The following is a 23098-nucleotide window of genomic DNA, read 5'->3' on the forward strand; positions in this document are numbered from 1 at the left end:
CGCGACGAACCGGCGGCGGGGCACCCCGGCCTCCGCCGCCGTCGTCGTTGCGGGTCTGCTACGGCGCGACCCGGACCTCTTCGGCCTGCGGACCCTTCTGGCCCTGGCCGATCTGGAACTCTACGCGCTGCCCCTCATCCAGGGAACGGTAACCATCCATTTGAATAGCGGACCAGTGGACAAAAACATCGGAATTTTCTTCGTCCACGGTGATAAAGCCGTAGCCCTTTTCCGCGTTGAACCATTTGACGGTTCCCAGCGCCATAGCGTTCTCCATACTCAGTAGTTCCAGCCTGCCGCCGACGGTTCGGCGGCAGAGTGGTTTTACCCTAAACCAAGCAGGGGCGGAAAAGTGAGCTGCGGCACACTTAAGTTATTGAGGCGTAACCGAATTCCGCACGGGCGGGCGCTTCCTACGGGTACTGCGAATCCGGCGCCAGGCCTATCGGCGGCCCGGCCGGCGGCGGCTGCGTCTATTGGTAGCCGGGACCGAGCGCCACGGTGACGTACTGCGAGACGTTGCCGTTTGCCTGCAAAGCGCTGATGCCCAGCAATTCACCGAGCGCCCGCGCATTGGCTTCCTGGCCCGGGTTGTAGAAGATTACCGAACCGGCCAGCGGCGCGCCGCCCCAGTTGTCCACGACCGCGATCGACCAACCGTCCGCCTGCACCCTCTGCGATACCGTTCCGGCCAATCCGGTCACGCCGGTGCCGTTGAGGATCATCACCGGATCCTGCTTGTTGACCGCGGCGGCCTCTTCCGTGGGCTCCTCGGTTGCTTCCTCGGTGGGCTCATCCGTGGGCTCGCTGGTCGCCTCTTCGGTGGCTTTCGGAGTGGCTGTATCCTTTGGTTCCGGGGTTTTGGTTTGCTGTGCCGTCGCCGACGGTGAAGCCGAGGCAGTTGCGGCGCTGGACTGCGCGGCCACCGGGGTCGGAGATCCCCCGCTCCCCAGCAGCGGGAGCACGAAGAACGACAAGGCCCCCACCGCCAGTGCAAGTACCGCAGCCAGGACGATCAGGCCCAGGCCGTTGGACTTCGGCGTCGCCATGCGGGCGCGGTGCACACCGTGGCGGTCTGAAGTTTCAGGGACCTGGTCGAACTCATCCCGGGGGTACTTGGTCATCGCTTACAGTGCATCCTTGGTGGTGGAGAAACGGAAACCGGCCTACCAGGCCGTCCCGGATCTAGGCGTCGGTGCCCAGCCTGCGAGCAGTGCGCGCGCGCTGGCGGGACGTACGTAGTCTACGCAATCTCTTCACCAGCATCGGATCGTGCGCCAGCGCATCCTCGGTGTCGATCAGCGCATTCAGGATCTGGTAGTAGTGCGTGGCGGACATGTCGAACAGTTCGCGGATGGCCTGTTCCTTGGCTCCGGCATACTTCCACCACTGCCGCTCCAGGGCCAGCATCCGCTGGTCGCGTTCGCTCAGGGGGCTGGCGTCGTCAACCTCGGCCTCGAGGGAAAAGGCACTGGCCTCGGCCGAACCTGCCACAACACACCTGCGCTTCCTAGTACTTGCTGACAGCAATCAATACCGCCTCCCATAATAAGTGCGAATCACAAGCGTGTCATTCACCCCGCCTGCCGGGTCCGGGTCGGCCGCTGGCCGGCAGCGCCCGCTGCCTGGCTGGCCGCTGCCGGGAGTGCCCGCGGTGCCGCCGGCGCCAGCTACCGGCAGTGCCCGCCGCGCCTGATTGAGGCAGTGCCGGTGGCGCGTGCTTGTTCGCTGGCCGGCAGTGCCCGCGGTCCCCGATTGCCTGCCGGCGGGTGGTTTCCGCAAAGATAGAACGGTGAACTACGACGACGGTGCCCTCTTTCCGCTGCCAGCCCACCCGCCTGCCGCGGACTTTGGCGCCCCGTACCCGTTTGCCTCCCCGCAGGAGCTTTCCGCCGTTATTCATCCCGAGTGGGCCGAGGTGCTCGCTCCGGCCGAACCGCTGCTCTGGGACCTGGCCTCCTATCTGGACGGGGAGCGCGCCGCCGGCAAGACCTTGCTGCCCGCGCCGGCCAACGTGTTGCGGGCGTTCCAGCGGCCGCTGTCCAAGGTCAAGGTGCTGATCGTCGGCCAGGACCCCTATCCCACGCCCGGACACTCGATCGGACTGGCCTTCGCCGTCGAACGGCACGTGCGTCCGCTGCCGCGCAGCCTGGCCAACATCTACCGGGAACTGCAGATGGATCTGGGTATCCGGCCGCCGCAGCACGGAGATTTGAGCGCCTGGAGCGACCAGGGCGTGCTGTTGCTTAACCGGGCGCTGACCGTGGAGGCCGGCAAGGCCGGCTCGCACCGCAACAAGGGGTGGGAGCAGATCACCGAACTCGCGGTCCGGGCGCTGGCCCAGCGCGGCGGCCCGCTGGTGGCACTGCTCTGGGGCCGCGAAGCCCAGCAGCTGGCTCCGGTACTGGAGCAGGTGCCGCGGATCGAGACGGTGCACCCCAGCCCCTTGTCGGCGTCCCGCGGGTTTTTCGGGTCGCGGCCGTTCAGCCGGGTGAACGAACTGCTGGCCGCACAGGGCGCAGACCCCGTGCACTGGGAACTGCGCTAGCCGGGGCTGGGCGACGTGGGCTTCCGGCTGGCCGCCAAGACGTTTTTGTCCATGTTTAGCGCAAGGGTCCGGCGTCGCCGCAGGTCAAGGGCTTAACGGTTTCCAAGACATGGACAGTTTCGGCCAAACGTGGACAGCGGGGACCGTGCGCGGACCGCTGAGGCCAAGCGGTTCGCGGTGAGGGTTCGCGCGTTCCTGGGCGCGTGTGACCTTCCCCATCCGCAAATTGGGATTACCTGACCGGTGGATTAGGTTGTCCTAAGTAGCAGTTTCCCTTCGTCAGGAGTAGTGCAGGATGCAGACACAACCGGCAGCAGCCCCCGCCCGTGCGGGACGGAGCGCTCGGCCGCCGAAGGTGCAGACCAACCTCCAGGTGACGCGCACCGAGTGGATTTCACAGCACATGGTCCGGGTCTACGCGGGCGGCGAGGCGTTCGATTCGTTCGCCGAAAGGTTCGCGGCCAAGGACGCCACGGATCAGTACATCAAGATCTTCTTCCTGGACCCCGCGCTGGACGTGGAGCTTCCGGTCAACGTCGCGGAGCTGAAGGAAACGCTTCCGGCCGACAAGCTGCCGGTCACCCGCACCTACACCGTGCGCCGTTTGGACCGCGACACCCGCGAAGTGGTGGTCGACTTTGTGGTCCACGGCGACGAAGGCCTCGCCGGGCCCTGGGCCGCGCAGGCCAAGCCCGGCGACTGGATGATGTTCAACGGACCCGGTGGCGCGTACCGGCCCGATCCCGACGCCGACTGGTACCTATTGGCCGGCGACGATGCGGCACTGCCGGCAGTTGCTGCCGCCATGGAGGCACTGGCCCCGGACGCCCGCGGCCATGCTTTCCTGGAAGTGGATTCCGAGGCGGACGTGCAGGAACTGGACGCTCCGGCCAACCTGGAGATCCATTGGCTGTTCCGGCGCGGCCAAACGCCCGGGACCGCAACCCTGCTGCGCGACGCCATAGCCGGCCTGAACTGGCCCGACGGCCGGGTGGATGCATTCGTCCACGGCGAGCGCGGCGAGGTGAAGTCCCTGCGCGATGTCCTGTTCAAGGACCACGGGTTGTCCCGGGACCAGGTCTCGATATCGGGCTATTGGGCCTACGGCCGGGCCGAAGACGCCTTCCAAGCGGAGAAGCGTACGGCGGCGGGCCAGATCTTCCCGGAGAATTACCCGGCCTGATCCGACCAGGCGCCAACCGATCGCCAGGCCCATCCCGCACCCGGCGGTTCCGGCGTCCTTAACGGCGCCGGGCCCGCCGGTTTTCGTTCGAGCCCAGCCCCTTGGTGAACGGCCGGGCCAGGTTGTCGCCGAGCACAGTACCGCCGGCGATCGCCAAAATCACCGTCAGCGCACTGAACAGCCCCAGGATGCCGTTGAAAGGCGCCTCGGTGTTGACGGTCAGCTCGAAGATGGACCGGAACACGGACAGGCCGGGCAGCAGGAACAGCACCGCCGGGACCGCCACCACCAGCTGCGGCGAGCCCATCCGCAGGCCCACAATGCGCCCGAGGAACCCGATCACCACGGCTCCGACGGCCGGTCCGATCCGGTCCCCGATCCCCGCCCACACCACGAGGTCGTAGATCAACAGCCCGACCAGCCCGACGGCGGCCGTGGGCAGCAGCATGTTCAGCTTGGTCTGCTCGGTCATGCAGAGAGCAATGGTTGCCACGACGAGCAGCAGCGCCCGGACCACGTAGGGGTACTGGCCTTGGCCATCCACAAAGACTTCGGGCAGGCTGACGCCGAGCATCGAGCCGCCTACCAGCCCCACGGCGACCCCGGCGGCAATCGCGGCGAAGGTAAAGAAGGCCGAGAGATAACGCCCCGACGCGGTGACCGGGAAGCCGTTGATGGCGTCCTGGGTGGCGGAGACCAGCCGACCGGTCGGCAGGAGGAACAGGATGCCGCCGGCGATCACCAGCGACGGACTCATCGGCACGTGCAGCGCCCAGAACAGCAGCGCCATGACGGTGGCCAGGCAGGCGCCGATGCCGGTGATGAAGAAGTCCGGCATCCGCCATTTGCTCAGCTTCCGTCCCACCAAACCCATCAGCACGGTGGAGATGCCGCCCACGAGGGCCGCGAAGATGCTGCCGCCGAGGAAGGCAATGATGAAGCCGGAGAACACGCCGCCGGCCGCGATGGCCATCCACCGGGCGAAGGGCTTGGGACGCGAGGTAATCTCCTGCAGCCGTTCCTTGGCTTCGCTGCGGCCCACCCCGCCGTTGACGATGTCGGTGACCAGTTCGTGCACTAGGGACAGGCCGGCGTAGTTGTTGGTCCAGGACCGCACCACCCGCATCACGGTGATGGGAATCGTGTCCGGTTTGGCGTAGTTGATCACCACGGACTGGTTGGTGATGTCCACGTCGATGTCGCTGAGCCCGAAGGCCGCGGTGACGGCGATGATGCTGGTTTCCACCTCCAGCGCGCCGGCCCCGTAGCGGAACATGGTTTCCGCCACGTCCAGGGCAAAATCCAGGGTGATGCGGGCGGAGGCATCGACCCCGCCCGTCTGGATCATCGGGTTCGCGTAGGGGCTGCCGGCCAGCCTCTCGACGATGCTCATCGGCGCAGTGGGCGGCGCCTCGCCCTGCACGAGCTTGCGCAGCATCCGGCGGGCTGCCGCGTTGGAGCGCGAGGCTGCCGCGGAGGCGGGCAGCGGCGCGGTGCCGCTGGGGACGGGCTTGACCTGCTTGGCTACCGGCCGGTCCGTCGGACGTGGCACCGGAGGGTGGGTGGGCTGGGGTCCTGCGACCGAACCGGCGCGGCCGGCACCGGAGCCGCTGCCGGCATCGTTGGCCGGAATGTTCTTCGGCTTGATGATCGGCAGCATCCCCGCCTGCGGAGTCGTGGGTGACATGGATTCCTGGTCTGGGTCCTTGTCCTGCAATCCCTCTCCGTTCTGCGTCACCGCCACCGTCACGGCGGCGCTCGTTGATCCCGGGTTAAATCCTTGCACACCTCGCTGGCAGGTCACCGGCATGGCGCCGAGGCGCACGTCACGCCTCGCGGATTTCACCGCTGACGACGTCGATGCTGAACTTCCGCGTCAGGCTCGCCACCGGGGCGCCACCGGAAGGGCTGTCCCCCGGGACAGCGGTGCAGGTGAAGGAAACGGTCAAGCCTCCGGCCGCAACGTCCGCGCGGGTCACCGTGCGGACAGGATGGAGGAAGCGGGCTTCCCCGCCGGGACCCAGGTCCTGCGGCGGGAAATCCGCGGAGTTGTCGAACCCACCGGATAACCGCACCCTCAGGTGCTGCGGTCCCAGCATCTTTGCCCGTCCGGCAAAGACGAGCACGTCCCCGGCACGGTAGCCCGGCCCCGGCTGGCCCTCGGGCGTGCTGCGGACCGCGTGCAGCACCATGTCGAAGCGCAGCGGGTAGTCCCCCGGCACCGGCAGCGGTCCGGTCACGGGCCTCGGCCCTCCCGCGCCGCCGTCGGCCCGGGACGTGACTGCCCCGCGCGGCCACGCCGCCAGCAGCAGCCCCGGATCTGCCGTGGCATAGACGATCTCGCGGCCGCCGTGCCGCTGGTACAGCACTCCGATGCGGCCGTCCGGCAGCCGCACGGCGGCCGGCCCGGTGGCACCGCTCCCGTGAACCGTGAGCTTGTGCGGCCAGGAGTGACCGTTGTCCCGCGACAGGCTTAGCACAACATTGCGGTGCAGCAGCGGGTCCTGGCAGTTGGCGGCCAGCAGCCAGCGGTTGCTCGCCGGTGCGGCCAGCCCGCCCAGGGCCGGCAGCCCGTCGAATCGGACCAGGGTGCCACTGCTCCCGGGATCCGGCAGTTCGTCGACCGGCTGCAGCGGCCCATAGCTGTGCCCGCCGTCGTCCGAGACCGCCGCCCACCGCCGGGGCGCAGCCCAGGTATGCAGCAGCACCCGGCCGTCGGTCAGGCAGACGGCGGCACTACCGCCGTCCTCCGCGGCCACCGGGCCGGAGGCCCGTGCCGGCAGCGGCTCTCCCATGGTCCATGTGTCCCCGTGGTCGTCGCTGTAGCAGGAGGCCGCCCTCGCCCGCGCACCCTCCCCCATCACCGCGAACTGCACCAGCAACCGCCCGGCAAACCGGCCGGCATGCAGGCCCGTGCCGGGGCCGGCACCTGCCAGCGCTGTGATCGTGTCCGAAGCCCGCCGCGGGGCGACCGACCGATGCTGCCACGTGCCGCCGTCGTCGTCGGAAGAAAGGAGTTCGAAGCGGCGTCCCTTGGCCGCGGGCTCCGGGCCTGCGTCACCGCCGCCGGCCCCGGCGACAAAGGCCAGGAAAATCCGCCCGGTTGCGGCGTCGGAGAACAGTCCCGGTTCGCCGGCCGCGTGCCCGGAGGTGTCCGCCCACGCCACCTGCTGCGGTTCCCACGTGGCTCCGCCGTCGAAACTGCGGCGCAGCAGCAGGTCCCCGGCGGGCCGCCGGCCCTGCCTGCCCAGGCCTGCATAGGCAACCACGGCGCTGCCTGCCGGAGTCACGGCGAGCGCCGGAGCCCGGTACTGGCGGTAGCCCTCCACGCCACGAACGGCGAGGACCTGTTCCATTCCTCAACCGTACCTTTCACCGTGCCCGGAGGGCAGGTCTGCACGACACGCCGGTCGAATCCGGTTGCCTGGCCCAACCATCGGTCAGGATGTGAACTGAAACACAAGTTGCAGTTTTGCCTCGCACCCCAAACTTTTTGAAAGGACGCCCAACGATGAGTTGGTTGGACCGATCGCATACGATCGCCCCTCCGGGCTTCAACCGCTGGCTGATTCCGCCGGCGGCGCTGGCCGTGCATTTGTGTATCGGCCAGGCCTACGCGACCAGCGTGTACAAGAACGCCCTGGTCGCCCACTTCGACGTGAGCCTGACCGAGATCGGCATCATCTTCTCCATCGCCATGGTGATGCTCGGGCTCTCCGCGGCCGTCATGGGCACCTGGGTGGACCGCAACGGTCCGCGCATGGCGATGTTCACGTCCGCCTTGTTCTGGAGCTCCGGGTTCCTGGTCGGCTCGCTGGGCATCTTCACCGAACAGCTCTGGCTGGTCTACCTCGGCTACGGCGTGATCGGCGGCATCGGCCTGGGCATTGGCTACATCTCCCCGGTATCCACCCTGATTAAGTGGTTCCCGGACCGCCCGGGCCTGGCCACCGGCATGGCGATCATGGGCTTTGGCGGCGGCGCGCTGATCGCGAGCCCGGTTTCAACCGCACTGCTGCAGTTCTACGACCCCAGTTTCGACGGGACCCCGGGCTGGGTAGCCAGCGGCGACGCCGTCGGCAAGCTGTTCCTGACCCTGGCCGTGGTGTACCTGGCCTACATGCTGTTCGGTGCCTTCACCATCAAGGTTCCGGCGGCCGACTGGAAGCCGGAAGGCTTCGACGCCTCCAAGGTCAAGGCCAAGGCCCTGGTCACCACGGCAAATGTCTCGGCGAAAAATGCCATCAAGACCCGCCAGTTCTGGCTGGTCTGGATCGCCCTGTTCTGCAACGTCACGGCAGGCATCGGCATCCTGGAGCAGGCCTCCCCGATGATCCAGGACTTCTTCCGCCAGCCCGACGGCGTTTCGCTGGTGTCGGCGGGCGTTGCGGCCGGGTTCGTGGGGCTGCTCTCGATTGCGAACATGGGCGGCCGGTTTGTCTGGTCCACCACCTCCGACTACCTGGGCCGCAAGAACAACTACATGCTGTACCTGGGCGTCGGCGCCGCCCTGTATGTGGTGCTCGCGCTGTTCGGCTACACCTCCACCGGGCTGTACGTGCTGCTGGCAGCCGTGATCATCAGCTTCTACGGCGGCGGTTTCGCCACCGTTCCGGCTTACCTGCGCGACCTGTTCGGCACCTTCCAAGTAGGCGCCATCCACGGCCGCCTGCTCACGGCATGGTCCGCCGCCGGCATCGCCGGGCCGTTGATCGTGAACGCCTTCCTGGACGCCCAGGGCAAGCCGGGCGAGCTGACGGCGCAGGCCTACCAGCCGGCCCTGCTCACCATGGTGGGCCTGCTGGTCATCGGCTTCATTGCCAACCTGATGGTCAAGCCGGTGGACAGCAAGTACCACGAGGCACCGGCAAGGGATGCCGGCGAAGCCGCGATGGCCGGGAAGGAGGCCTGACATGAAGAAAGCCCAAGTAGCCCTCGGCTGGGTGCTGGTCGGCGTGCCGCTGCTCTACGGCGTCAGCCAGACGCTGCTGAAGGTCTCCGCACTCTTCGGCTGATCCCTCAACACGCTTCGCCGGCCGCCCCGGCGAAGCGCAACCCCCGGCAGGCCCGGCTCCTTCGAGCCGGGCCTGCTGCTTGACAGCCAACCGGCCGGACGTAGCGTTGGACATGCCATGGATTGGTTCAGCGCCGAGGGGTTCGAGTTGGCGCGGCAGGTGCTGCAACGGGGCATCGCCGCGGTGTTCCTGATCGCCTTCGCCTCCGCCCTGGCCCAGTTCCCGGCCCTGCTGGGCGAACACGGGCTGCTGCCCGTGCCCCGGTTGCTGGAGCGAAGAACCCCGCGCGGTTTCACCCTCTTCCGCTGGGGGTACACGGACCGCCGGCTGCGCGCGGTGGCATGGTCCGGCGTCGTCATCGCGGCCCTGTTGGTGGCCGGCCTGCCGCAGCTGGGGCCGCCGTGGGTGCCGCTGATCGCGTTCCTGGCCCTGTGGTTCCTGTACATGTCCATCGTGAATGTGGGCCAGACCTTCTACGGCTTCGGCTGGGAGACACTGCTGCTGGAGGCCGGCTTCCTCGCCGCCTTTTTGGGCTCGGATCGGGTAGCACCCCCGGCCCCGGTGCTGTGGCTGTTCATCTGGCTGGTGTTCCGCCTGGAGTTCGGCGCCGGCATGATCAAGATGCGCGGCGACCCGGTCTGGCGGGACCTGACCGCCCTGTACTACCACCACGAGACCCAGCCGATGCCCAATCCGGCCAGCTGGTTTTTCCACCACCTGCCCAAACCGCTGCACAAGGTGGAGGTGGCCGGCAACCACTTCGCCCAGCTGGTGGTGCCGTTCTTCCTGTTCTTCCCGCAGCCGGTGGGCAGCATGGCGGCCGCGGTCGTGATCATCACGCAGCTGTGGCTCGTGGTGTCCGGCAACTTCGCCTGGTTGAACACCCTGACCATCCTGCTCGCCTTCTCGGCGGTGTCCGACGACGCGGTGCAGGCCATCCTGCCGGTGGGTGACTTCACGCCGGAGTACCAGCAGGAACCTGTGTGGTTCACCGTGGTGGTGCTCGCGGTCTGCGCCCTGCTGGTGTACCTGAGCTACTGGCCGCTGAAGAACCTGTTCAGCCGGCACCAGCTGATGAACGCCAGTTTCAACAGCTGGCATCTGGCCAACGCCTACGGCGCCTTCGGGTCCATCACCCGGGAGCGCTACGAAGTGGCGGTGGAAGGGTCCGCCGACGGCGTCCACTGGCGCGAGTACGGGTTCAAGGGCAAGCCCGGAGACCCGGGGCGGATGCCGCGGCAATTCGCGCCGTACCACCTGAGGCTGGACTGGTTGATGTGGTTCCTGGCGTTGGGCTCCCGCGGCGAAAACTGGTTCATCCCGCTGCTGCGGCGGCTGCTGGAGGCCGACAAGGCCACGCTGAAGCTGCTCCGGCACGATCCGTTCGGCGGAGTACCACCGGCCTTTGTGCGGGCAACGCTCTACCACTACCGGTTTTCCACCTGGGCGGAAAAACGCAGCACCGGCCAGTGGTGGATCCGGCGCGAGTCCGGGCAGCTGGTGCCGCCGCTCTCCCGCCCGCGCGCCGCGGAATAACCACGGACTGTCCGCGGTTGCCGCAGTACAACATGCATACGCATATATGCCTCGACACCAACGAAAGGCGGCCACCGCGTGGCACAAACAATCGAACTCGGGCTGGACACCTTCGGGGACGTCACCACCGGGGCCGACGGGCGGCTCCTGGCGCACGATGAGGTCATCCGGAACGTCATCGCCGAAGCCAAGCTGGCCGACGAGGTGGGCCTGGACTTCATCGGCATCGGTGAACACCACCGCGAGGACTTCGCCGTGTCCGCTCCGGACGTGGTGCTGGCCGCGATCGCCGGCCAGACCAGCCGTATCCGCCTGGGCTCGGCCGTGACCGTGCTCAGCTCCGACGACCCCGTCCGGGTGTTCCAGCGCTTCTCCACCCTGGACGCCGCCTCGAACGGCCGCGCCGAAGTCATCCTGGGCCGCGGCTCCTTCACGGAGTCCTTCCCGCTGTTCGGCCTGGACCTGGCCGACTACGACGTCCTCTTCGACGAGAAGCTCCACCTCTTCACCGAACTGCTCAAGGAAGAGCCCGTCACCTGGGCCGGCCGCACCCGGCCGCGGCTGGACAACAAGCGGATCTACCCGCCCACGGCGTCCGGCAGCCTGAAAACCTGGATCGCCGTCGGCGGCACCCCGCAGTCGGTGGTCCGCGCGGCCCACTACGGCCTGCCGCTGATGCTGGCCATCATCGGCGGGGCACCGATGAACTTCGCCCCGTTCACCGAGCTCTACCAGCGGGCGCTGGACCAGTTCGAAAAGCCGGCGCTGCCCATCGGGGCGCACTCCCCCGGCTACATCGCGGACACGGATGAGCAGGCCCGCGAGGAGATGTGGCTGCCTTATGCGGACATGCAGGAACGGATCGGCCGCGAGCGCGGTTGGAGCCGGATGACCCGCGGCCAGTTCGAAGCCGAGGCTGGCCCGGACGGCGCCCTGTTTGTCGGCTCCCCGGAGACCGTGGCCACCAAGATCGTGAAGGTCGCCAAGGGCCTGGGCCTGTCCCGCTGGGACATGAAGTACAGCCTGGGCACCCTCCCGCACGAGAAGCTGATGAACTCCATCGAGCTCTACGGCACCAAGGTGGCCCCGCTGGTGCGGGAGCAGCTGGCGGAGTAGGCGCCGGCGGGGCAAGCGCCAAAGCCGGCGCCAAAGCCGGCGCGGGCAGGCGCGCAATCCGGCGAGGCAGGCGCCAAAGCCGGCCGAGCCGGGCCACAGCTGGCGGAACAAACCCTAAGGCTGCCGGGATCGGAACGAGATACCGGCTCGGCATGCCTTAGCGTCCGACGGCGGGAGGCTTCGCGGGAAAGCCTCCCGCCGTCGTCGTCCTCGCCCTTGGTAGTGTTTTTTGGGGCGGGCGGGCCATTGCCGGGGTCCCACCGTCGTGCATTTAACGTTCAACCCGTACCCTGAAGGATGTGCGCCTTCTTGTTAAACCATTCATCGCAACCGTCCTGCTGCTCGCCCTCGCTTTCGCCGGACTTTCGCCGGCTGCGGCGGTAACCCGTACCGCCCAGGATCCCTTCGTTGCCGAGGTGCTGCGGCTGACCAACCTTTACCGCGCGCAGAACGGCTTGTCGCCGGTGGTCTGGAACCAGAACGTCGGCAATGTCGCCCAGCAATGGTCCGAGGAACTGAACACGCGGATCAACAAGAACACGCTGGACATGAACAAGATCCATCGCCCGGGCTACGGAAGCATGCAAATCCCGCGCGGTTTCGACTGGTACACCGAGAACATCGCGATCAACAACAACGCCCGGCAGGTTGTGGACTGGTGGATGAACTCCCCCGCCCACCGGGCCGGCCTGCTCAGCCCCAATGCCACCGACATCGGCATCGGGTACATGAAGACCACGCACAAGGACTGGTACGGGATGTACGTGGCCGTCGCGAACATCGCCGGCTACGCGACCACCCGGGCAACACTGCCGCCGCATCCGGGCATGGTCCGGGCCAGCTTCCAGCACGGCGATGTCGCAGCCGTCGACTCCGCAGGGAACCTCTACGCCTACGACTCGGCCAAGGGGCACGACCTCTATAAGCGCCGGTATGTCGCGGGCGGGTTCAAGGGTGTGGCACAGGTGCAGGTGGCCGACTGGAACGCCGACGGCGTGCTCGATGTGGTGGTGCGTTGGAAGTCCGGCAAACTGACGGCGCACTTCGGCAAGCCGGACGGCGGGCTGGAAAATGCAGCCACCATCGGGGCTTCTGGCTGGGGCAGCTACGACGTCACCGTCACCGCGTGGAAACAGGCCGACCCCTACCCTGCACTGCTGGCCCGCCACACGGACACCGGCCGACTCTACTATTACCCGAACCCGGCCGGGCTCAAGCACGGCAGCCGCACGCTACTGGGCACCGGCTGGAAGTCCCTGCCGATCTTCACGGCCGACATCGACGGCGACGCCAAGATGGACGTGGTCGCCAAGACGCCCCAGGGCCAGCTCAAGCTGTACCGCTCCAACGGCGCTGGCAAATTCATCTCCGAGACCCGGCGGATCATCAGTTCCTCCGGTTGGAACGCGATGACCCACCTGTCCCTGATCCGGGACCATCTGGGCGACGGAAAGCAAGGTGTGCTGGCACGCGACACCCGCGGCAACCTGTACCACTACCCGGTGTTGACCAACAAGCTTGGCTCGCGGGCGGTCATCGGCGTCGGCGGCTGGCAGACCCTGATCATCGGCAGCTGACCCGCGAGCGCCGGAGGCCCGAAGCCCGCGGCGTCCAGCCGTGCTCCTGGCCGGCGAGCGCGGGGCTGGTCCTGTCGGGCTAGTCTTCCTGGCCCTCGGGCTGCTCCCCTTCCGGTCCCGCGCCGTCCCTGTCCGCCGGCAGTTTGGCTTCGAGGTCCCGGTCGATTTCCGATCCGGGTTCGATGACGATGCCGTCTTCGTTCTGCGGGATGTCCGGATCCAGTTCGGGGCGGTCTTCGCTCACAGCATTGCTCCCTTCCGTGACGCTTACTGCCTGCAGGCCCTCAGCCGTGGGCGTGCTTGCTCTCGTCCGGCGCATGCACATGGGCCTCGCCGACGAGTTCCACCAGGCCTTCCACCGCAGTGGACAGGGACAAGTCCGGAGTCCGGGCGATGAAAGGCACCAGTAGCCTGTTCTCCTTTTCGATGTGCAGGGCGAACACGCTGCGCATCGACGCGGCAACCGTGGCCGCCTCAAGTCCTTCGGCTCCCCGCAGCTCATCCAGCAGCGAGGACAGCGCCTTGTGGTCAGTCAGCAGCGACTCCACCAGGAGCCGGGCTTCCCCGGTCGCACCGGCCGGCCCGAACAGTTTGGCTTCTTCCAACTCGTTGTGCGGCAACATTTCCCGTTCGCCCCACTCCAGCAGGATGCCGTGCGCGTTGTAGACGGTGTCTTCGTCGCCGGTGTCGAGGCCCCGGGTGAGCTCCGCAGTCGTTGCCTGCAGCCGGGCCAGCATCTCGGTGTGGTGGTGAACGACGGCGGCCGCGGCCGTAGTCTCTGCCTCGACATTGCTTTCGGTCACCGCGTGCTCCTCCGATCGAGGTGTGCCCGCCTGCAGGCGGGCCGGGTCTGTCCATTCTCGACGGGGCCAGCCGGGCTGTCGAGGGTCCGGCCAGCACCCGTGCATTCGTCCCCCGAGGGCTGCCGCTCAGCTGTGCTCCTCTCCGGAAAAACGCAGAGGATCTTTCCGATCGCCGGACCCTGCTCCCGAAGGCTGGTCTGGTGGTGCACGGCACGTCGTGCTAGTACGGGAGTGGCCTGACATAAGCCGGGCCCGGGTCCTTGCGGCCACAGGAAGAAAGCCGGTTCCGGCTGGCTGACTGGAAGGAAAAATCGTCATGCCCAATTATCGGATCGGATACTTTGTCGGGAGCCTGGCCAGCGGCTCCATCAACCGCACCCTCTCGAAGGCGTTGATCAAGCTCGCCCCGGAGGGTCTGGAATTCAACGAGATCCCCATCCGGGACCTCCCCCTCTACAACTCGGATTACGACGCGGACTACCCCGCCGAGGGCCGGGCGCTGAAGGAAGCGGTAGAGGCCTCGGACGGCATCCTTTTCATCTCGCCCGAATACAACCGGTCCATCCCCGGCGCCTTGAAGAACGCCATCGACTGGGGATCCCGCCCGTGGGGCACCAACTCCTTCGCCCGCAAACCCACCGGCATCATCGGCGCTTCCCCGGGCGGCATCGGAACCGCCGTCATGCAGTCGAACATGCGCAGTGTTCTCAGCTTCCTCGACGCCCCGCAGCTCAACGCGCCCGAGGCCTACATCAGCTTCAATCCGGACGTTTACGGCGACGACGGCGACGTCAGGGATGAGTCCACGCAGGCCTTCCTGCGCCACTACATGGAGGAGTACTCCGCGTTCGTCCAGCGCGTCCTGGACGCCAACGCCGCCGGACACATCGGCGACGAGGACCCCGAATCCCGCAAATGACACCACAACCGTAGATGCGGTCGTCTCCGCTGGCCGTTGCGGCAATAACTTTGGGCGGCATTGTCGATGGGAGCACTTATCGGACTCATTGGAGCAGCTGAGCCGAGCCTGGGTCGGATATCACGGACCTGTCCGCAGGACTGTGCATTGCCCGGTGCCGGACGGGCGGGCATGATGCTGGGATGAGACTGGCGGGAGGAGCCAACGACCCGTGCTTCGACCAATGGCTGCTGTCGCGAACCGAGCGGGGCAACGACGCTACGCGGTTGCTCCCGTGGTCAGCCGGTAACGAGGTGCGCGTGCTGCTGCACGGCCGAGAGTATTTCCCGCTCCTGGCCGCCGAGCTGGATGGGACAGGGCCAGGGGACCTAATCCTCGTGGCCGGGTGGCGCATGGACGCCGACGAGCTCCTCACCGCCGACCTGACCGTGGCGGAAGCGCTGAGCCGCAGCGCGCGGCGCGGAGCACAGGTGAAGGGGCTGCTCTGGCGATCCCATCACTCCTGGGTAGTGGGCACGTTGAGACAGAACCGGGCGTTGGCCACCCACATCAACGCATCGGGCGCCGAGATGCTGCTGGACCACCGCGTTCGCCGGTTCGGCAGCCACCACCAAAAATTCGTGGTCATCCGGCACGCGGCCCATCCCGGCACGGACGTCGCCTTCATGGGTGGGATGGATTTAGCCCGTTCCCGCGGCGACGACGAGACGCATCAGGGGGACCCGCAGCCCCGCAACTTCGCCAGCGCCTACGGACCAACTCCAGCTTGGCACGACGTCCAGCTGCTGCTGCGCGGACCGGTCGTCCTCGAAGTAGAAAAGGTGTTTCGAGAGCGCTGGGACGATCCCGCACCGACGACGCCCTTGCCCTGGCACCGGCTGCCAGACGTGATCCGCGGCCTACCGCAGAAGGCCTCCCCCTTGCCTCCAGAGCGGCCGGCACCGCCGGCCGCGGGCCACTGCCACGTGCAGTTGCTGCGCACCTACCCCACGCGCTCCCCGGGGTACCCGTTCGCGCCCGATGGGGAGCGCAGCGTGGCCCGCGATTACGCGAAGGCGCTGCAACGAGCACGACAGCTGGTGTACGTGGAGGACCAGTATCTGTGGTCGGCCGACGTCGGCCGGGTCTTCGCGGAAGCCCTGCGCCGCAATCCCGGCCTCCATGTCATCGCCGTCTGCCCCCGGTTCCCGGACCAGGAGGGCAGGCTTAAGGTTCCACCGGCGCTGTTCGGCCAGGGTTTGTCCTGGCGCATGGTCCGCGATGCCGGAGGCGACCGGCTATTGATGCTGGACATCGAAAACGGGAGCGGCTGGCCGATCTACGTCCACTCAAAAGTCTGCGTGGTCGACGACGTCTGGGCCGCCGTGGGCAGCGCCAACCTGAACCGGCGATCCTGGAGCCACGATTCCGAACTCACGGCCGCCGTGCTGGACGAACAGCGAGACCCAAGGCACCCGGCAGACCCGGCCCAACTTGGCGACGGCGCCCGCCCGTTCGCCCGCGACCTGCGCCTGCGGCTGCTCTGCGAACATCTGGGACGCGTTCCCGGCAATAACGCCGACCTCCTCGATCCCCGCGAGGCGGTCCGCGCCGTCCGCTCAAGCGCCGACGAGCTCGACGCTTGGTATCGTGCGGGCCGCTTGCTCCCGCGGCCGCAGGGACGGCTGCGCTGCCATATCCCGGCAAAGGGATCCCCCTGGCAGCGCCGGTTCGCAGCCCCGGCCTACCGACTCCTCTTCGACCCCGACGGCCGCCCCCTCCGGATGCGACTGCGACGCCGCTACTGAGCGCCCGCCTCAGCTCTCGCAGCCGACTCCATCGCCGTCGCGGTCGAATCTGGTGTCCCAGCCGGGGTCGCCGGCCCGGATCGGGGCCGCACCGGCTTCCTTCACGGCGGTGCAGTTCTTGTAGAAAACGTTCCCGCCGGCCGGCGCCTCCTGGACGGGTGCCGGTACAGGCTGTTGCTCTGGCGCTGGGGCCGGCTTGGGTGCCGCCGGCGCGGCCGCCGCGGGCACGGCCACTCCCCCGTCTGCCGGGGCCGGCTGGTCCGGGCAGGAGCTGGAAAGGATGTTCTTGATGGCGTCGTGCTCTGCCTGGGTCATCCAGAGTCCATACTTGGCTTTGACGGCAGTCTGCAGGGCCACGTACTCACAGCGGAACGACTTGTTCGGAGGCAGCCAGGTCGCGGCATCGCCGTCGGACTTGGAGCCGTTGGTGGGCCCGTCGACCGCAAGCAGGTTCAGCGGGTCGTTGGCGAAGACTTCACGCTGGTTCTTGGCCAACTGCTGGGCACCCTTCTGCCAGGCGTCCGAGAGGGAGACAACGTGGTCGATCTGGACGGCGGTGCTGGTCTTATTGCCGCGGACGAAGTCAATGGTCGTGGCTGTGAAAGGATCGGCCAGCACCCCTGAGGTGACCACACAGCCGCCGGCCTTGAGAACCGTGTATTCCAGATCGCGTTGGAGGATGTCATTGCGCGCGTCGCAGCCGTTACGGTCCGGATCCAGCCAGCCGTCACCGAACTGATCCCGTGAGTATCCGGTCTTCGGGGCGCGGCCCTTGATGGCGATGCCGTCCAGTTGTTCCAAGGCGGTGCCAACGGCGGCAGGCTCCTCTGCGGGTTCCTTGGATTGTGGGGCCTTGGGCTCCTCCGTCTTTTTGGCCGGTTCCGTGGTTTCGGGAACCAGGGTCGGTTCGGGGCTGCCGGTCACCTCGATGGTGGGGCCGGCCAGGCGCTGATCCGCTTCAGCGGGCGAGGTACAGGCGGATAACAGAACGGCCAGCGCCAGTCCGGCCAGTGCGAGGGGCTTCTTCTTCTCCATGTCCCTTCATGTCTACGGCAGATGCCTCACCGCGTCCCGGCTGACACGCCGGAGGGTCAAGCATATGAAGGTGGACGAGAACGGAAGGGAATCGCTAATTCACGGATCAATAGTCTTCGCGGTCATGGAAGAGGCCGCCGACAGGGATCGGTTCCGCGGGTTCAGGGGCGTAGCGGGCTGGGAAGGCACACAAGGCGAGCACAATGGCAGGTGTTCAGCACAACGGCACCATGCTTCCGTTCATCGCGGTCCCCGGGCGTGCCGTCCTGGGCCTCGGCGGAACCTCGGTCGGGTGGGCCGCCGGGTTGGCCGCAGTTGCACTGTCGCCGCGGTTCCTCCACCGACACCCGACGGCGCCGGGAGGAGTGGATTCCCGGTCCCTTCCGGGGCTACCTTCTTCCTGGCCCGTCGGGAAGCTGCCAAACCGGAAGGGGAGCGACGGTGCGGTGCCGTGGGTCTGCCTTCGCGTCGATTCGGCACGAGCACCAGCACCATAAAAGGGGCAAAGGCGAGTACGACGTCGATAACGAAAAGGGTGACTTCCATGGCCAACTCCTACCCTTGGCTTTTAGGGTAGGCGCCGATTGGCGGGCACACAATGGGTTGAGCTGCCAGCCCAGGGATCGGTGACGGCGGTGCCTCGCGCCGCCTCAATTTAGAGCCAGTCCGGCGACGGCGGAGGGTTACCGTGACGCCCTTCCTAACCCACAAGGGCGCCCTAGGATAAGTCGCTCTGCCTTCGGTGCCCCGCATCCCGGCCGGTCCCGACAACGCCGGTTGAAATCTCCGATCCTGTCAGAGGCCGGTGTTAGGTTGGCAGCAACTTCAGATGGAGAAAAGGAGGACGAGATGGCCAAGACACATTCCCGCGGCATCGGAATCGACTTTATGGATTCAAACTCGTGCGGCCGCTGCGATGCCTGCGACGAACTACCCGCACCGGTGATCTGCGAGGACTGCTGCTATGACGAGGATGGCAACTTCGTCCGGCTCGTTGAATGGCCCTGCCCAGAGGTGCAAGCCGCCAAGGCAGCCTAGGGACAGTCCGTTGGCGGCGCACGGCAATCCGTTGGAGCCCCTAAGGCGTCACCGTCGACTTCCTCTGCGCACAAAGAAGCCCCGCTCGGTGCGGGGCTTGTGCTAAAGGAAGGAAACGCTGGAGAGCGCCATCCACACGAGCCCACCAAAGACGGCCGCCGCGAGAATCGGCAGCATGGCGATGACGATTGCCCAGACTCCCGGTTTCCTGCCCGCATTCTTCGAGAGCGCCAAGAGGCCTGCGATCAGGCCTGCCAGCAACGGCAGCAACGACGCCCACATGAGCGCCCAGGCCGTCGGCAGCAGCAGGCCGGCCAGGAAGAGTGCCAGGCCCAGGAGAGATAGTCCCAAGGCAAGCTTGCCCGTCTTCTGTTCCGCTGCTTGTGCGTGAAGTCGTTCAGTCTGCACGACTGTTCCAATCTGTCGGGAGGGTCAAGCTCAGAAGAAGGCTATACCAATCTGCTGGTAGGCCAGCAGCGGCCCACACCAAGCACCAGCCAACCAGATCATCGGTTTATTCAGAGAGCCGACAATGATCGGGCCCGGGCCTGAAAATCACTACATTGCAGCGCTCTACTTCATTCGCTACACAGAAATCCGCGGTGGCGCCGCCGTAAACATTTTCGGCGAGCGCCTCTCGCGTTCGGTACACCGTGCCATGCCAGTCGTGCTGCTGGCCATAGCCCTGGTAGTCACCGCCCCCGGTTTCCATAGGACCGGCCTGCGTACCTGAGCGACAAACGGGGATCGTGACCAACAGGCTACTCCCGCAGGAACGAGCGCACTAGAGATGTTGCTCCGATAATTCCCATTATCACCGCCACGGTGAAAACTACATCGCTGCAGGGACCGTGCGTATCTACCCGCAGCAGAGACAACAGCGCATCAGGTGCCGGTGGGGACGACTCAGCGGCACTATCCGTTGTAGTAATGGGTGCACTCCTGCGGGCCTGCAGGCTTGGGGCAGTCCGGTGTTGATAAGCGTCGCCCCACCTCCCGGGGCGTATGGGTGTCGTGGCGCCTTCCCAATGACGGACTTCGCCGCAGTTGTGAGCGTCGGACCCGGGTGCCGCTGGAACGAATTATGAGGAGGAGGAGGTATCGTGCTGGTTGTTTTGACGGGGATTGATGGCTCGGGAAAAACAACGGCCGGGCGGGCGATGGTTGCTGCCGCACGGCGAGACGGCAAGGACGCACTCCTGCTCGGGAATTACGCCGGCCGCCGCAGGTTAGCACTGCTTAGCACTCGGTGCGGGGTCCGGATTCCTCCGCGGTTTGCGGATGCGGTGGAGACAATAATCCGCACTGGCAATGTGCTGATCTCCCATGCCCGGATCCGCAACTATCCGGGCTTAGTGATCATGGACCGTCACCTGCACTGCCAGTTGGCGTTGCGGCAGGCGCGGGGCCTTCCCCGGGGAAGCCTTCTTCCCTTCCTCCTCAGGAAGCTCCCAAAACCTGACCTGATCATCCACCTCGTGATCGACCCTGAACAGGCGCATCGCCGAGTCTTGGCACGCGGAACGGACAAGGAAACTCTGTACGACCTCAACTCGTTCCGCGCCGCCTACCGTTCGCTTCCTGAATACGGGCACTTCACCGAGCTGGCCTCCGATGGTACGCCGGCGGAGGTACTCTCCAGGCTGACCATTGCCATAGCCAACGCAGGAAGGGGCAGAAGCAAAGAACTCTGGGAAAGAGCGGTCACACCAAGCCAAGAGCAGCTTTGCGGGCACTGAGTGTTTCGGCGCGGACACGTTCAGACATCTCAGGTAATACGCAGAACGCCCCTAGGGATGGACAGGATAACCGCGGGCTGGACTCATCTTCCGGAGAACGACCTACGGGCAGGAGGTGGACAGCACCGGATTAGTCCTTGCAACAGCGTCCCCTTGCAGCTAGAGAGAGGAAAAACTTCTTGATTTCCGAGACCGATCCGCTTGAGCCTACCCCCGGTCCTGCCCGCTTGGATGACGTCTCCGCTCTTCGTCGCGGGGACCGGATTGAAGCCACTAGCCCCGACGGAGTACGTTACCGCGGCCGGGTGGAAGAGACTGCCCCGGAAATGGGAGTCGTTTGGATCAAGGACGAACCGTTCGGCAACCGCAGCATGCTGGACAGTGTCGACTACAGCATCCGAGTCATCCGCAGTTGAGACGCCAAATGCCCGATTTCACAACAAGAACAAGACCCACGCAACCGCCCAAGTGTGTGATCCTGTGCCACAGCCAGATTAGGCAGGACGACTAAACGCGAGATGCGCTTTCGGTCCGGCGTCAGCACTCCTCCACCCACGGACAGGATGCACAAGGACCAACCAAAGATTTCAAAGCTGACGTGCCGCCAGGGGTGGTCGGTCCTCGTAGTGAGCCATCAAGGTAGCAGCACGAGCGAAGCAGGCAGGAAGGCCTATGGCCGTGCAGTCAGTCCTGACCGGAAATCAGTGCGGCTTTGCACCTGAATAGGCTATTCACATGACCAACCGCGAACCATTTTTCATTCGGGGTTTGCGCCGCCGGACCGACGGACAGGTGAATCGCCCAAGAGCAGTAAGCCGGATCTCCGCCTACGTCTACGGCAATGTCCTGGTGCTGGCGGCCATTGTCGCCTCCACTCCGTCCGCGGTCCGCACGGGTGAAGCTCTCATCTACATCCTGGGAACAGCGCTGACCACCTTTTGCGCTCACATCCTCGCGAACGGTTTCAGTGCATCAGCAGTGGGCGGCAAACTCTCCCGAACCGAAATGCTTCGATTAGTCATGGATGCCGGCCCGATCCTGACATCGGGGCTGATGCCAGCGGCTATGGTCAGCCTTTCTGCGGTGGGGAGGTTTGACGATCGGCTTGGACTTGCGGCGGCAGCTGCGCTGATCCTGGTCCGACTTGCCTCCATCGGCCTTGTCGTCCAAAGACTGACCGGCAGGTCCGCCAAGGGAGGGGCACTGTGGGGCGGTATCGCTCTTGCCATCGTCGCCAGCGTTATCGTCGCAGTAAAACTTCTAATCGCCCACTGAGATAAGTCGGCCCAAGGCCAACCAAGATTGCAACGCTTCGAGCCTTGTCCTCCGTCCACGGACCCTATTCCCCAGACGGCCCGTTATTCGTTGTCATGGCGCAGCCCTAACGAGTCGACTGATCCAGATACCAAGTAACACGATGGTGCCCACCCAAGACACCAACCATATGACCGCGCGACCTGCCGTGTTTCTGATGCCGCCGCCACCCTTGGATTTCGCTATCCCAGACACAAGAAACCCCTCTCGACTGGCGTTTTGCCTAGTCAGAGAGGGGTTCGCGGAGCCCCCTGCCGGATTCGAACCGGCGACCCCCTGTTTACAAGACAGGTGCTCTGGCCAACTGAGCTAAGGAGGCGTACCGGACAAAACCGGCTAGATAAGGTTAGCCCAGGCGGCGGCCCTGCGTGAAACCGCAGCAGCCGCCGCCTGGATGCCGGCCGGGACCGGCCCGGCGGATGGCTTAGGCGCGGGCGTCGATGATGCCCTGGGCGAACTCCTGGAAGTTGCCGGAGTTCGTCCACTTCTGGCCGTCAACGAAGACCGCCGGGGTGCCGCCGACCTGGTATTCGTTGAACGTCTGGTTCACGAACGCGGTCCAGGGGCGGAATTCGCCGTCGTCAATGCAGGAGGCAACGTCGGTGGCTCCCGCGGATTCGGCGATGCTCGCCAAGGTGGCGTTGTCCAGTCCGGCCCCGCCTTCCGTCGGCTGCTGCGCGAAGAGCTGGGTCAGGTAACCGTTAAAGGCCTCGGGGTGGGAGTCGGCCACGCAGGCCACGGCGTTCGCTGCACGGGATGAGTAGTTGGTGGTGGACACGCGGTCGAGGAAGGTCGCCACGCGGTACTCCACCGTGGCCTCGCCGGAGGAGGTGAGGTCGGTCAGGTACCCGCCGTACTGCCCTTCGAAGTCCTTGCAGACCGGGCAACCCATGTCCACGTACACCACGATGTTGGCCGGTTCGCCCTCAGGCGCAGCAGCAACGCCCGGCGGCACGATGGTATCGCCCTCGGTGGCGGCCGGTTCCGGGATGTTGTTCACGTCGACCTGGATGGGCTCGGTGTCCGCCAGCCCGTCCTGGGTGATGGTGTACCCGCCGAACTCATTGCCGTGGGCCGGCGCAGCACCGGTGTCGGCGACCTGCCCGCGCTGGTTGGTGATGACAACCCCCGCAATCACGGCGATGATCACGAGGACAGCGACGACCACCCCGCCCTTGACCAGCAGCGAGTTCCGCTTTTCGCGCTTCTGCTGCTCTTCGCGTATCTGGCGGGCCTTCTCGCGGGCCGCAGCAGTGCGCTCGGCCTTGGTCGGCTTAGGGCTGTGTTGGGTAGCCATGGATCCTCGCGTCTTCTTGGTCTGCTTCGCCCAGGCAGGGCACTACAGACCTAGTTTAGTTGCAACTTCAATGTTCAGGCGGAACGAGTGGCCGCGTTCACGTTTACTGCCTCAGTGCGCCCCCGGGGAAGCCTCAGGTTGCCATTCCTTATAAAGTCATGAACAGGACGGTATACACAAAGGAGAGGTCA

Annotated in this window: 23 protein-coding genes and 1 tRNA gene; 13 read left to right on the forward strand and 11 right to left on the reverse strand. The window is 66.1% G+C overall.

Annotation, left to right across the window (positions count from 1 at the left end; translation table 11 throughout):
* Positions 1-58: 58 nt before the first annotated feature.
* The 3 genes from AC5RVS_RS12425 to AC5RVS_RS12435 form a co-directional block, all read right to left on the reverse strand.
* Positions 59-265: a cold-shock protein gene (locus tag AC5RVS_RS12425; protein WP_127515201.1), complete on the reverse strand. Its 207-nt coding sequence runs from the start codon at positions 263-265 to the stop codon at positions 59-61.
* Positions 266-473: 208 nt separating this feature from the next.
* A complete protein-coding gene (locus tag AC5RVS_RS12430) occupies positions 474-1124 on the reverse strand; it encodes a LytR C-terminal domain-containing protein (protein ID WP_494108361.1) in 651 nt (216 codons plus the stop codon).
* Positions 1125-1185: 61 nt separating this feature from the next.
* The gene (locus AC5RVS_RS12435; RefSeq protein ID WP_127515197.1) at positions 1186-1494 is read right to left on the reverse strand and encodes a DUF3263 domain-containing protein; all 309 of its coding nucleotides are present in this window, start codon (positions 1492-1494) and stop codon (positions 1186-1188) included.
* A gap of 298 nt (positions 1495-1792) precedes the next feature.
* Here AC5RVS_RS12435 and AC5RVS_RS12440 point away from each other — a divergent pair, with 298 nt between their 5' ends.
* Together AC5RVS_RS12440 and AC5RVS_RS12445 are read left to right on the forward strand one after the other, a co-directional pair.
* On the forward strand, positions 1793-2548 hold the full coding sequence (locus tag AC5RVS_RS12440) for a uracil-DNA glycosylase (protein ID WP_493987605.1): 756 nt from the start codon (positions 1793-1795) through the stop codon (positions 2546-2548).
* Positions 2549-2843: 295 nt separating this feature from the next.
* Positions 2844-3731 (forward strand): siderophore-interacting protein, encoded by an 888-nt coding sequence (locus tag AC5RVS_RS12445; protein WP_493987604.1) that lies wholly within the window; start codon positions 2844-2846, stop codon positions 3729-3731.
* Positions 3732-3789: 58 nt separating this feature from the next.
* On the opposite strand, the gene AC5RVS_RS12450 is transcribed toward AC5RVS_RS12445, so the two are convergent.
* Both AC5RVS_RS12450 and AC5RVS_RS12455 read right to left on the reverse strand, forming a co-directional pair.
* On the reverse strand, positions 3790-5418 hold the full coding sequence (locus tag AC5RVS_RS12450) for a threonine/serine exporter family protein (protein WP_494108362.1): 1629 nt from the start codon (positions 5416-5418) through the stop codon (positions 3790-3792).
* Between the two features lie 139 nt (positions 5419-5557).
* A complete protein-coding gene (locus AC5RVS_RS12455) occupies positions 5558-7087 on the reverse strand; it encodes a sialidase family protein (protein WP_493987602.1) in 1530 nt (509 codons plus the stop codon).
* Between the two features lie 155 nt (positions 7088-7242).
* Between AC5RVS_RS12455 and AC5RVS_RS12460 the strand changes: the two genes are divergently transcribed.
* From AC5RVS_RS12460 to AC5RVS_RS12480, 5 genes are all read left to right on the forward strand, one after another.
* Positions 7243-8643, forward strand: a complete 1401-nt coding sequence (locus AC5RVS_RS12460; RefSeq protein WP_494108363.1) for an OFA family MFS transporter — start codon at positions 7243-7245, stop codon at positions 8641-8643.
* A gap of 1 nt (position 8644) precedes the next feature.
* Complete coding sequence (locus AC5RVS_RS12465) at positions 8645-8746, forward strand: MFS transporter small subunit (protein ID WP_493968694.1); 102 nt, start codon at positions 8645-8647, stop codon at positions 8744-8746.
* A 117-nt stretch (positions 8747-8863) separates the two neighbouring features.
* Positions 8864-10282, forward strand: coding sequence for a lipase maturation factor family protein (locus AC5RVS_RS12470; RefSeq protein ID WP_494108364.1), 1419 nt, complete (start codon positions 8864-8866; stop codon positions 10280-10282).
* Between the two features lie 78 nt (positions 10283-10360).
* Positions 10361-11398 carry an LLM class flavin-dependent oxidoreductase gene (locus AC5RVS_RS12475; protein ID WP_494108365.1) on the forward strand — a complete coding sequence of 346 codons (1038 nt, stop codon included), beginning with the start codon at positions 10361-10363 and terminating at the stop codon, positions 11396-11398.
* A 299-nt stretch (positions 11399-11697) separates the two neighbouring features.
* Entirely contained in the window at positions 11698-12975 is a 1278-nt protein-coding gene (locus AC5RVS_RS12480; protein ID WP_494108366.1) for a CAP domain-containing protein, read from the forward strand.
* 79 nt (positions 12976-13054) lie between these two features.
* On the opposite strand, the gene AC5RVS_RS12485 is transcribed toward AC5RVS_RS12480, so the two are convergent.
* Together AC5RVS_RS12485 and AC5RVS_RS12490 are read right to left on the reverse strand one after the other, a co-directional pair.
* The gene (locus tag AC5RVS_RS12485) at positions 13055-13219 is read right to left on the reverse strand and encodes a hypothetical protein (protein ID WP_493987597.1); all 165 of its coding nucleotides are present in this window, start codon (positions 13217-13219) and stop codon (positions 13055-13057) included.
* A gap of 40 nt (positions 13220-13259) precedes the next feature.
* Positions 13260-13778, reverse strand: coding sequence for a hemerythrin domain-containing protein (locus AC5RVS_RS12490; protein WP_494108367.1), 519 nt, complete (start codon positions 13776-13778; stop codon positions 13260-13262).
* Positions 13779-14094: 316 nt separating this feature from the next.
* On the opposite strand from AC5RVS_RS12490, the gene AC5RVS_RS12495 reads away from it, so the two are divergent.
* Together AC5RVS_RS12495 and AC5RVS_RS12500 are read left to right on the forward strand one after the other, a co-directional pair.
* Complete coding sequence (locus AC5RVS_RS12495; RefSeq protein ID WP_494108368.1) at positions 14095-14697, forward strand: NADPH-dependent FMN reductase; 603 nt, start codon at positions 14095-14097, stop codon at positions 14695-14697.
* Between the two features lie 182 nt (positions 14698-14879).
* Positions 14880-16484 carry a phospholipase D family protein gene (locus AC5RVS_RS12500; protein ID WP_494108369.1) on the forward strand — a complete coding sequence of 535 codons (1605 nt, stop codon included), beginning with the start codon at positions 14880-14882 and terminating at the stop codon, positions 16482-16484.
* A gap of 9 nt (positions 16485-16493) precedes the next feature.
* Here the strand turns inward: AC5RVS_RS12500 and AC5RVS_RS12505 are convergent, their stop codons facing one another.
* On the reverse strand, positions 16494-17519 hold the full coding sequence (locus tag AC5RVS_RS12505) for a GmrSD restriction endonuclease domain-containing protein (RefSeq protein ID WP_494108370.1): 1026 nt from the start codon (positions 17517-17519) through the stop codon (positions 16494-16496).
* Positions 17520-18368: 849 nt separating this feature from the next.
* Here AC5RVS_RS12505 and AC5RVS_RS12510 point away from each other — a divergent pair.
* Positions 18369-18557 carry a hypothetical protein gene (locus tag AC5RVS_RS12510; RefSeq protein ID WP_493987592.1) on the forward strand — a complete coding sequence of 63 codons (189 nt, stop codon included), beginning with the start codon at positions 18369-18371 and terminating at the stop codon, positions 18555-18557.
* Between the two features lie 102 nt (positions 18558-18659).
* Here the strand turns inward: AC5RVS_RS12510 and AC5RVS_RS12515 are convergent, their stop codons facing one another.
* Positions 18660-18965 carry a hypothetical protein gene (locus tag AC5RVS_RS12515; protein WP_494108371.1) on the reverse strand — a complete coding sequence of 102 codons (306 nt, stop codon included), beginning with the start codon at positions 18963-18965 and terminating at the stop codon, positions 18660-18662.
* Between the two features lie 695 nt (positions 18966-19660).
* On the opposite strand from AC5RVS_RS12515, the gene AC5RVS_RS12520 reads away from it, so the two are divergent.
* From AC5RVS_RS12520 to AC5RVS_RS12530, 3 genes are all read left to right on the forward strand, one after another.
* Positions 19661-20296, forward strand: a complete 636-nt coding sequence (locus AC5RVS_RS12520; RefSeq protein ID WP_494108372.1) for a nucleoside/nucleotide kinase family protein — start codon at positions 19661-19663, stop codon at positions 20294-20296.
* Between the two features lie 179 nt (positions 20297-20475).
* Positions 20476-20712 (forward strand): hypothetical protein, encoded by a 237-nt coding sequence (locus AC5RVS_RS12525; protein WP_494108373.1) that lies wholly within the window; start codon positions 20476-20478, stop codon positions 20710-20712.
* Between the two features lie 319 nt (positions 20713-21031).
* Positions 21032-21571: a hypothetical protein gene (locus AC5RVS_RS12530; RefSeq protein ID WP_494108374.1), complete on the forward strand. Its 540-nt coding sequence runs from the start codon at positions 21032-21034 to the stop codon at positions 21569-21571.
* A gap of 284 nt (positions 21572-21855) precedes the next feature.
* Here the strand turns inward: AC5RVS_RS12530 and AC5RVS_RS12535 are convergent.
* Positions 21856-21929, reverse strand: a tRNA-Thr gene (locus AC5RVS_RS12535).
* 105 nt (positions 21930-22034) lie between these two features.
* Positions 22035-22907, reverse strand: a complete 873-nt coding sequence (locus AC5RVS_RS12540) for a DsbA family protein (RefSeq protein ID WP_494108375.1) — start codon at positions 22905-22907, stop codon at positions 22035-22037.
* Positions 22908-23098 lie beyond the last annotated feature (191 nt).

This window comes from Arthrobacter sp. Y3221048, from assembly GCF_059092685.1.

Excerpts from the sequence above, each read along its gene's own strand:
- AC5RVS_RS12500 (WP_494108369.1), top strand. The coding sequence starts at position 14,880 with ATGAGACTGGCGGGAGGAGCCAACGACCCGTGCTTCGACCAATGGCTG.
- AC5RVS_RS12540 (WP_494108375.1), bottom strand. The coding sequence starts at position 22,907 with ATGGCTACCCAACACAGCCCTAAGCCGACCAAGGCCGAGCGCACTGCT.
- AC5RVS_RS12470 (WP_494108364.1), top strand. The coding sequence starts at position 8,864 with ATGGATTGGTTCAGCGCCGAGGGGTTCGAGTTGGCGCGGCAGGTGCTG.
- AC5RVS_RS12495 (WP_494108368.1), top strand. The coding sequence starts at position 14,095 with ATGCCCAATTATCGGATCGGATACTTTGTCGGGAGCCTGGCCAGCGGC.
- AC5RVS_RS12460 (WP_494108363.1), top strand. The coding sequence starts at position 7,243 with ATGAGTTGGTTGGACCGATCGCATACGATCGCCCCTCCGGGCTTCAAC.
- AC5RVS_RS12505 (WP_494108370.1), bottom strand. The coding sequence starts at position 17,519 with ATGGAGAAGAAGAAGCCCCTCGCACTGGCCGGACTGGCGCTGGCCGTT.
- AC5RVS_RS12465 (WP_493968694.1), top strand. The coding sequence starts at position 8,645 with ATGAAGAAAGCCCAAGTAGCCCTCGGCTGGGTGCTGGTCGGCGTGCCG.
- AC5RVS_RS12510 (WP_493987592.1), top strand. The coding sequence starts at position 18,369 with ATGGCCAAGACACATTCCCGCGGCATCGGAATCGACTTTATGGATTCA.
- AC5RVS_RS12445 (WP_493987604.1), top strand. The coding sequence starts at position 2,844 with ATGCAGACACAACCGGCAGCAGCCCCCGCCCGTGCGGGACGGAGCGCT.
- AC5RVS_RS12430 (WP_494108361.1), bottom strand. The coding sequence starts at position 1,124 with ATGACCAAGTACCCCCGGGATGAGTTCGACCAGGTCCCTGAAACTTCA.
- AC5RVS_RS12425 (WP_127515201.1), bottom strand. The coding sequence starts at position 265 with ATGGCGCTGGGAACCGTCAAATGGTTCAACGCGGAAAAGGGCTACGGC.
- AC5RVS_RS12450 (WP_494108362.1), bottom strand. The coding sequence starts at position 5,418 with ATGTCACCCACGACTCCGCAGGCGGGGATGCTGCCGATCATCAAGCCG.
- AC5RVS_RS12455 (WP_493987602.1), bottom strand. The coding sequence starts at position 7,087 with ATGGAACAGGTCCTCGCCGTTCGTGGCGTGGAGGGCTACCGCCAGTAC.
- AC5RVS_RS12530 (WP_494108374.1), top strand. The coding sequence starts at position 21,032 with ATGACCAACCGCGAACCATTTTTCATTCGGGGTTTGCGCCGCCGGACC.